9 protein-coding genes are annotated in these 7,674 nt (G+C 52.9%); 2 read left to right on the forward strand and 7 right to left on the reverse strand.

The features are described 5' to 3' along the window. The 7 genes from FDX01_RS01010 to ffh all read right to left on the reverse strand — a co-directional run. A partial coding sequence (locus FDX01_RS01010) for a PepSY-associated TM helix domain-containing protein (protein ID WP_249360833.1) occupies nucleotides 1–1,134 on the reverse strand: 1,134 nt, incomplete at its 3' end. A gap of 63 nt (nucleotides 1,135–1,197) precedes the next feature. Continuing rightward, complete coding sequence (locus FDX01_RS01015) at nucleotides 1,198–1,602, reverse strand: DUF2946 domain-containing protein (protein ID WP_249360834.1); 405 nt, start codon at nucleotides 1,600–1,602, stop codon at nucleotides 1,198–1,200. Between the two features lie 141 nt (nucleotides 1,603–1,743). Further along, nucleotides 1,744–2,091, reverse strand: coding sequence for a 50S ribosomal protein L19 (gene rplS / locus FDX01_RS01020; RefSeq protein WP_002914145.1), 348 nt, complete (start codon nucleotides 2,089–2,091; stop codon nucleotides 1,744–1,746). Between the two features lie 39 nt (nucleotides 2,092–2,130). Further along, nucleotides 2,131–2,898, reverse strand: coding sequence for a tRNA (guanosine(37)-N1)-methyltransferase TrmD (trmD, locus tag FDX01_RS01025; RefSeq protein WP_115257737.1), 768 nt, complete (start codon nucleotides 2,896–2,898; stop codon nucleotides 2,131–2,133). A 44-nt stretch (nucleotides 2,899–2,942) separates the two neighbouring features. Continuing rightward, nucleotides 2,943–3,491 (reverse strand): ribosome maturation factor RimM, encoded by a 549-nt coding sequence (gene rimM / locus FDX01_RS01030; RefSeq protein ID WP_115257736.1) that lies wholly within the window; start codon nucleotides 3,489–3,491, stop codon nucleotides 2,943–2,945. Between the two features lie 18 nt (nucleotides 3,492–3,509). Further along, on the reverse strand, nucleotides 3,510–3,758 hold the full coding sequence (gene rpsP / locus FDX01_RS01035) for a 30S ribosomal protein S16 (RefSeq protein ID WP_003031228.1): 249 nt from the start codon (nucleotides 3,756–3,758) through the stop codon (nucleotides 3,510–3,512). 251 nt (nucleotides 3,759–4,009) lie between these two features. Beyond that, nucleotides 4,010–5,371: a signal recognition particle protein gene (gene ffh, locus FDX01_RS01040; protein WP_096756094.1), complete on the reverse strand. Its 1,362-nt coding sequence runs from the start codon at nucleotides 5,369–5,371 to the stop codon at nucleotides 4,010–4,012. Between the two features lie 165 nt (nucleotides 5,372–5,536). On the opposite strand from ffh, the gene FDX01_RS01050 reads away from it, so the two are divergent. Then, nucleotides 5,537–6,328: an inner membrane protein YpjD gene (locus FDX01_RS01050; protein WP_096756093.1), complete on the forward strand. Its 792-nt coding sequence runs from the start codon at nucleotides 5,537–5,539 to the stop codon at nucleotides 6,326–6,328. 18 nt (nucleotides 6,329–6,346) lie between these two features. Beyond that, nucleotides 6,347–7,639, forward strand: coding sequence for an HlyC/CorC family transporter (locus tag FDX01_RS01055; RefSeq protein WP_137399083.1), 1,293 nt, complete (start codon nucleotides 6,347–6,349; stop codon nucleotides 7,637–7,639). Nucleotides 7,640–7,674 lie beyond the last annotated feature (35 nt).

Consider the following 7,674-nt stretch of genomic DNA (forward strand, 5'->3'; position numbering starts at 1 on the left):
CCGATAGCCCAGCACGATCATCAGGCACAGGCCTACACCAAAGACGATCAGCAGCCCCTGATTGAGTACGCCAAACAGAATCCCCATATGGAAATCAACGCCCCAACGCGTCAATTTCGCCATCAGTGGGAAATCGACAAAGCGCGTCTGGTCAATAATCCGCATCGTGGTTGTATCAACAGACACCGCATCCACCTGGGTTGGCCAGCGGCGGTCAATCTCGGTGACAGTCCAAGCATGCTGCGCATCTTTCGCCGGGCGGATCTCCAGCTTCCTGGCATCAATCCCCGCCGCCTGCGCCGTGCGTAATACCGCATCAAAAAGCCCGCCGTCAACCACGCTTGCCGATGGCATTACCATGCCAGCGTGATGTCCGGCATGCTCATCATGAATTTGCTGGACGCCATCGAGCTGTGTATTTACCTGCGGCGTCAGCCAGCCAAAGGCTGCCCGCATGCTATCCACATTGCCCCCTGCCCATTGCGACCAGGTTAAACCGGTTGCGGAAAAAAGTAACATCCCGCCTAGCAGAATCCAGCCCAGCGTAACGTGCAGACGACAGTTTTTTTGCAGTCGATTATTCAGACGACGCCTGGGTCGAGTGTAAAACCAAAGCACAATACCGCCCAGCGCCGCTACCCACATCCAGGACGCCGCCAGTTCGCTATAAAGCCGCCCAATATCCCCCAACAGCAAGGAACGGTGCGCATAGTCGATCCACTGGCGCAGAGGTAAGATCCCGCTGGTGCCATAGACAGTCATATCGCCTGTTACCGTAAGTGCAACCGGGTCGATAAAAATCGCCCGATGTTCAGACGGGGCCAGTACAGGGTCTGCAAACATGACCCGGGTCGTCTTTCCTGGCTCAAGCGCAGGCCGTACTGCATACACCGGCAAATGATTGCCGACGACCTGCTGCGCGAGCGCAATTTGAGCAGCCAGCGATTGTGGTTCTCCTTGCTCGGTTCCCTGTAGCGCCTCAGAGTAAAGCGCCTCTTCCAGTTGCGGTGTGGCAACGTAGAGCGTACCGGTCAGTGCCGCGACAAAAATAAAGGGACCCACGAACAGGCCGATAGAGAAATGAAGGCGTCGCAGCAGGGTTACCCATGCCGCACGCGGGGTGCAGGTGGTCATACTTTTCCTTAGAAAAAGCCAAAGAGCGTCATCACGCTAACGCGTACAGACGTATTTTTAGGATCAGGAAAAAGCAGACCGGTACGGTGGTGCACGGGTATTGGGATACAGCCAGGGGAAGTAGAACCAGAACGTCAGCGTAGGATGTAGTGGCGTTTTTTTCTGTAACCGCAGCACGCCGCGCAACAGAATAACCAGAGTCAGTATCAGCCCGGGGACGTGCGCCAGCAGCACACAGTAGCCGCATGCTTCGCCGTGATCGACGGGCATCGTCATCGAGGCGCCGTCACCATGTTGTTCAGCATGTTCCACCATCATGCCCATATCATGATGCATACCCGGCATCGCATTCATAGGATCGTGTTGCAAAGAAACAGAGATAAGCAGCGCGATGACGATCAGCAGGATCGCAAACAACGCGAGCCATGCCGCGCAGCGCTGATGACCAAACCGAAAAATTGCACCAATAACCACTGCCCCTCCAATAACGACAGGGCATTGTAAATGATTTATGAATTAATAGTTAATGATGTGAGTTTTATGGCGATAAAAAAAGGGGCCAGCCTTATTGGCCAGCCCCTTCTGACAGGATGTCGCCTGAGCGATATCTTAGTTAAGACGCTCTTTGATACGAGCAGACTTACCAGTGCGCTCACGCAGGTAGTACAGTTTAGCTTTACGAACAGCACCACGACGTTTAACAGCAATGCTGTCAACTACCGGAGAGTGAGTCTGGAAGACACGCTCAACGCCTTCGCCGTTGGAGATTTTACGAACAGTGAATGCAGAGTGCAGACCGCGGTTACGAATAGCGATAACCACGCCCTCGAATGCCTGCAGACGTTTTTTGGAACCTTCAACAACCCATACTTTCACTTCCACGGTATCACCCGGACGGAAGGAAGGTACGTCCTGCTTCATCTGTTCTTGTTCAAGTTGCTTAATAATGTTGCTCATAATTTAATCTCTTATCCTGGGTAAACTGATATTGGGGGCTTACGCCTGCCCATCATGTTTATGTTGCTGTTGTGCGTGTTCCTTTTTGAACTCCGCCAGCAACCTTGCTTGCTCTTCAGTCAGAGCCAGGTTTTCCAGAAGTTCAGGTCTTCTAAGCCAGGTACGGCCCAGCGACTGCTTCAAACGCCAGCGACGTATCTCAGCGTGGTTCCCCGACAGCAAAACTGCCGGTACTTCCATCTGCTCTAACACTTCAGGTCGGGTATAGTGCGGGCAGTCCAGCAACCCATCGGCAAAGGAATCCTCCGTTGCCGATGCTTCATGACCCAGTACCCCCGGAATAAACCGGGAGACGGAATCAATCAGCGTCATCGCTGCTAATTCTCCACCGCTGAGAACGTAATCGCCGATTGACCATTCTTCATCAATTTCGGTTTGAATTACGCGCTCATCTACGCCTTCATAGCGACCACACACCAGAATCAGCTTTTGATTCGTTGCCAGTTCGCTCACGCCCGCTTGATCAAGCTTGCGTCCCTGAGGTGACAGATAAATCACCTTCGCGCCTTCACCTGCCGCGTCTTTTGCTGCATGAATGGCATCCCGTAAAGGTTGCACCATCATTAACATCCCCGGTCCGCCGCCGTAAGGACGATCGTCCACGGTACGGTGCCGGTCATGAGCAAAGTCACGAGGACTCCAGCTCTGGATGTTCAGCAGGCCATTTTTTACTGCCCGGCCAGTTACCCCGTAATCGGTAATTGCGCGGAACATTTCTGGAAACAGGCTAACGATACCTATAAACACAAGCCAATCCCCATCACGCCGACTTTTACCGTTTATCCGGTGGTTTAAAAACCAGGATCCCAATCTACTTCGATAGTACGAGTAGCGAGATCGACTTTCTTGATAACCTGCCCATCGAGGAACGGTACTAAACGTTCCTTGATACCAAACGCATCTTTCAGGTTTGCCTTGATGACGATGACGTCATTCGATCCGGTTTCCATCATATCGACGACTTTACCGAGTTCGTAGCCTTCAGTGGTCACTACCTGGCAACCCATAAGGTCTTTCCAGTAGTAAGTGCCATCATCCAGCGCTGGCAACTGCGAGGAATCTACGACAATTTCACAATTCGTCAGTACATTCGCCGCATCCCGATCCTCAATACCTTTCAGCTTGATGATCAGATCCTGATTGTGGTGCTTCCAGCTTTCCAGCTGTACTTGCTGCCACTGACCCGCCTTCTGGATAAACCAGGGCTGATAGTCAAAAATGCTTTCGGCGTCTTCAGTGGAAGAAAACACTCTGAGCCAACCACGGATACCGTAAGGAGACCCCATTTTCCCCAGAACTATGGGTTCTACGGGCGCCTGTGCGGCGAGTTGCTTGCTCATCATGACCACCGTGACAGATTAAGCTGCTTTGTTTGCTGCTTTGATCAGCGTAGCTACGCGATCAGAAATAGTCGCGCCCTGGCCAACCCAGTGAGCGATGCGATCCAGATCCAGGCGAGTGCCTTCTTCTTTTTCGCTAGCGATTGGGTTAAAGAAGCCAACGCGCTCGATGAAGCGACCGTTGCGTGCATTACGGCTGTCAGTAACAACAACCTGGTAGAACGGACGCTTTTTAGCGCCGTGACGTGCTAAACGAATAGTAACCATAACATCCTCTTGTGTGAATAAAACACCGGGCCCCATCGAGGGAAGGGACCCGGTGTCATATTAAAAGCCCGAAAATTTTACTGATTTCTGAGAAAAAAGCAATCAACATGTGATGAAGCTTGATACCAGGGCGTTACCGTTGCAGCCAGTTTGGCGTCGGCGTGCGCGCAGAAAGCGGAGCGTACACGCAGTACGTGAGCATTTCGAGCACACTCCGGCGTCAAAATGGCAAATAAGGTAGCCCGATATATTTATCTACCAGGGAATCCTGGCGGCATCATGCCCTTCATATTGCGCATCATCTTGGCCATCCCGCCCTTCTTCATTTTCTTCATCATGCGCTGCATGTCGTCGAACTGTTTCAGAAGGCGGTTAACGTCCTGTACCTGCATACCGCAGCCCTGAGCGATACGGCGCTTACGCGAACCTTTGATGATTTCCGGCTTGGCACGTTCTTTCAACGTCATCGAATTGATGATCGCTTCCATACGCACCAGCACTTTGTCATCCATCTGCGATTTCACGTTGTCAGGAATCTGACCCATGCCCGGCAGCTTGCCCATCAGGCTTGCCATGCCGCCCATGTTTTTCATCTGATTAAGCTGTTCTAAGAAGTCGTTCAGGTCAAAACCATCGCCCTTCTTCAGCTTGGTCGCCAGCTTCTCAGCCTGCGCGCGGTCAACCTTGCTTTCGATATCTTCGATCAGCGACAGTACGTCGCCCATGCCGAGGATACGCGAAGCAATCCTGTCCGGATGGAATGGCTCCAGCGCTTCGGTTTTCTCGCCAACACCGAGGAACTTAATCGGCTTACCAGTGATATGACGAATAGAGAGTGCGGCACCGCCGCGGGCGTCACCGTCGACTTTCGTCAACACGACACCGGTTAACGGCAGCGCTTCGTTGAAGGCTTTTGCGGTATTCGCGGCATCCTGACCGGTCATGGCATCGACAACAAACAGCGTTTCTACCGGATTGATAGACGCGTGGACCTGTTTGATTTCGTCCATCATCGCTTCGTCAACGTGCAGACGACCGGCGGTATCCACCAGCAGCACGTCGTAGAATTTCAGCTTCGCTTCTTTCAGCGCAGCGTTAACGATATCGACCGGCTTTTGGCCGACGTCAGACGGGAAGAAGTCGACTTCAACCTGCTCAGCCAGCGTTTCCAGCTGTTTGATCGCCGCCGGACGATAAACGTCGGCAGAGACGACCAGCACTTTCTTCTTGTGCTTCTCGCGCAGGAACTTACCCAGTTTCGCCACGCTGGTCGTTTTACCGGCACCCTGCAGACCCGCCATCAGCACTACGGCCGGTGGCTGAGCGGCCAGATTCAGGGTCTGGTTCTCTTCGCCCATCGCCGCAACCAGTTCGCTGCGAACGATTTTGACGAATTCCTGACCCGGGGTCAGGCTTTTGTTAACTTCATGACCAACCGCTTTCTCTTTTACGCGATTGATAAACTCACGCACTACCGGCAGCGCAACGTCAGCTTCCAGCAGCGCCATGCGCACTTCGCGCAGCGTTTCTTTAACGTTGTCTTCAGTAAGGCGTCCACGGCCACTGATATTGCGCAGCGTGCGCGACAAACGATCGGTTAAATTATCAAACATTGTCTCTCGCCTGGGGTGGAAACGGTCGGTCGCTTGCACGACACATCAACAGAATTTTGTCGCAGTATAACATGAAGCCGCCTTTGTTGTTATGCAACGGTTGGAGCAGCGGTCACGTAACGCTATACTGCTTTTCTTTATCACTGGTCAACTGTCGACACCTATATGCCCGTTTTTGCTTTGTTCGCCCTTGTCGCCTATTCCGTCAGCCTTGCGCTGATCGTTCCCGCTCTGCTGCAAAAAAACAGCGGCTGGCGGCGTATGGCTATCCTTTCTGCGGTTATCGCGCTGGTGTGCCACGCTTTTGCCCTGGAAGCACGTATTTTGCCCGGTGGCGAGAATGGACAAAACCTGAGCCTGCTGAACGTCGGTTCTCTGGTTAGCCTGATGATCTGTACGGTAATGACCATTGTGGCCTCGCGCAATCGCGGCTGGCTGCTGCTGCCGATCGTGTATGCGTTTGCATTAATCAATCTGGCCTGCGCCACGTTTATGCCCAACGAGTACATCACCCACCTTGAAGCCACACCGGGCATGATGATCCACATCGGGCTCTCGCTCTTGTCCTATGCCACGCTGATCATTGCCGCCCTGTACGCACTGCAGCTGGCATGGATCGATTATCAGCTGAAAAACAAAAAACTGGCGTTCAACAATGAAATGCCGCCGCTGATGAGCATTGAACGCAAAATGTTTCACATCACTCAGATAGGCGTGGTTCTGCTGACGCTGACCCTGTGCACTGGCCTGTTTTACATGCACAACCTGTTCAGTACCGAAAATATTGATAAAGCCGTGCTCTCTATCGTGGCATGGTTTGTCTACATCGTTCTGCTATGGGGACATTACCATGAGGGCTGGCGCGGACGTCGTGTCGTCTGGTTTAACGTCGCAGGTGCAGGTATTCTGACGCTGGCCTATTTCGGTAGTCGCATACTGCAACAGCTTGTGAGTTAAGTCTTTAAGGAACCCTACGTGGAACACATCTCCACCACCACGCTCATTGTTACGCTTCTCATCATGGTGGTTATTTCAGCCTATTTTTCCGGTTCCGAAACCGGAATGATGACCCTGAACCGCTACCGCCTGCGCCACCGGGCCAAGCAGGGGAATCGTCAGGCAAAGCGCGTTGAAAAACTCCTGCGCAAACCGGACCGCCTGATAAGCCTGGTGCTTATCGGCAATAACCTGGTCAACATTCTCGCCTCCGCGCTTGGCACCATCGTCGGTATGCGTCTGTATGGCGATGCGGGTGTGGCGATTGCCACCGGGGTGCTGACCTTTGTGGTGCTGGTTTTTGCTGAAGTACTGCCAAAAACCATCGCCGCGCTGTATCCCGAAAAAGTCGCCTATCCCAGCAGTTTCTTACTGGCACCACTCCAAATTCTGATGATGCCGCTGGTGTGGTTACTGAACACCATTACCCGTCTGCTGATGCGTATGATGGGCATCAAAACGGATATCGTGATAAGCAGTTCCCTGAGTAAAGACGAACTGCGAACGCTGGTGAATGAATCGCGCTCGCAAATCTCGCGCCGTAATCAGGATATGCTGCTGTCGGTGTTGGATCTGGAAAAAATCAGCGTCGACGACATCATGGTGCCGCGAAACGAAATCATCGGGATTGATATCAACGACGACTGGAAATCAATCGTGCGTCAACTGTCGCACTCCCCGCACGGCCGCATTGTGCTTTACCGCGACTCGCTGGACGATACCATTAGTATGCTGCGCGTACGCGAAGCCTGGCGCCTGATGGCAGAGAAAAAAGAATTTACCAAAGAGACCATGCTGCGCGCCGCTGATGAGATCTATTACGTCCCGGAAGGCACGCCGCTCAGCACCCAGCTAATCAAATTTCAGCGCAACAAAAAGAAAGTCGGCCTGGTGGTTAACGAATATGGCGACGTTCAGGGCCTGGTGACGGTCGAAGATATCCTGGAAGAGATTGTCGGCGACTTCACCACCTCCATGTCACCTACGCTTGCCGAGGAAGTCACCCCGCAAAATGACGGTTCAGTGATAATTGACGGCAGCGCCAACGTGCGCGAAATCAACAAAGCCTTTAACTGGCACCTGCCGGAAAACGATGCACGAACCGTAAACGGGATTATTCTTGAAGCGCTGGAAGAGATCCCGGTGGCCGGTACGCGGGTGCGCATTGGCCAGTACGATATCGATATTCTCGACGTACAGGATAATATGATTAAACAGGTGCAGGTCTTGCCGGTAAAACCGCTGCGGGAGAGCGTGGCGGACCAGGGATGATAATGTCGCGGCGGGTAACGCATCTGCATTACCCG

This window comes from Citrobacter sp. wls613, assembly GCF_005281195.1.
In the GTDB taxonomy this organism is placed as follows: Bacteria; Pseudomonadota; Gammaproteobacteria; order Enterobacterales; family Enterobacteriaceae; genus Citrobacter; species Citrobacter gillenii.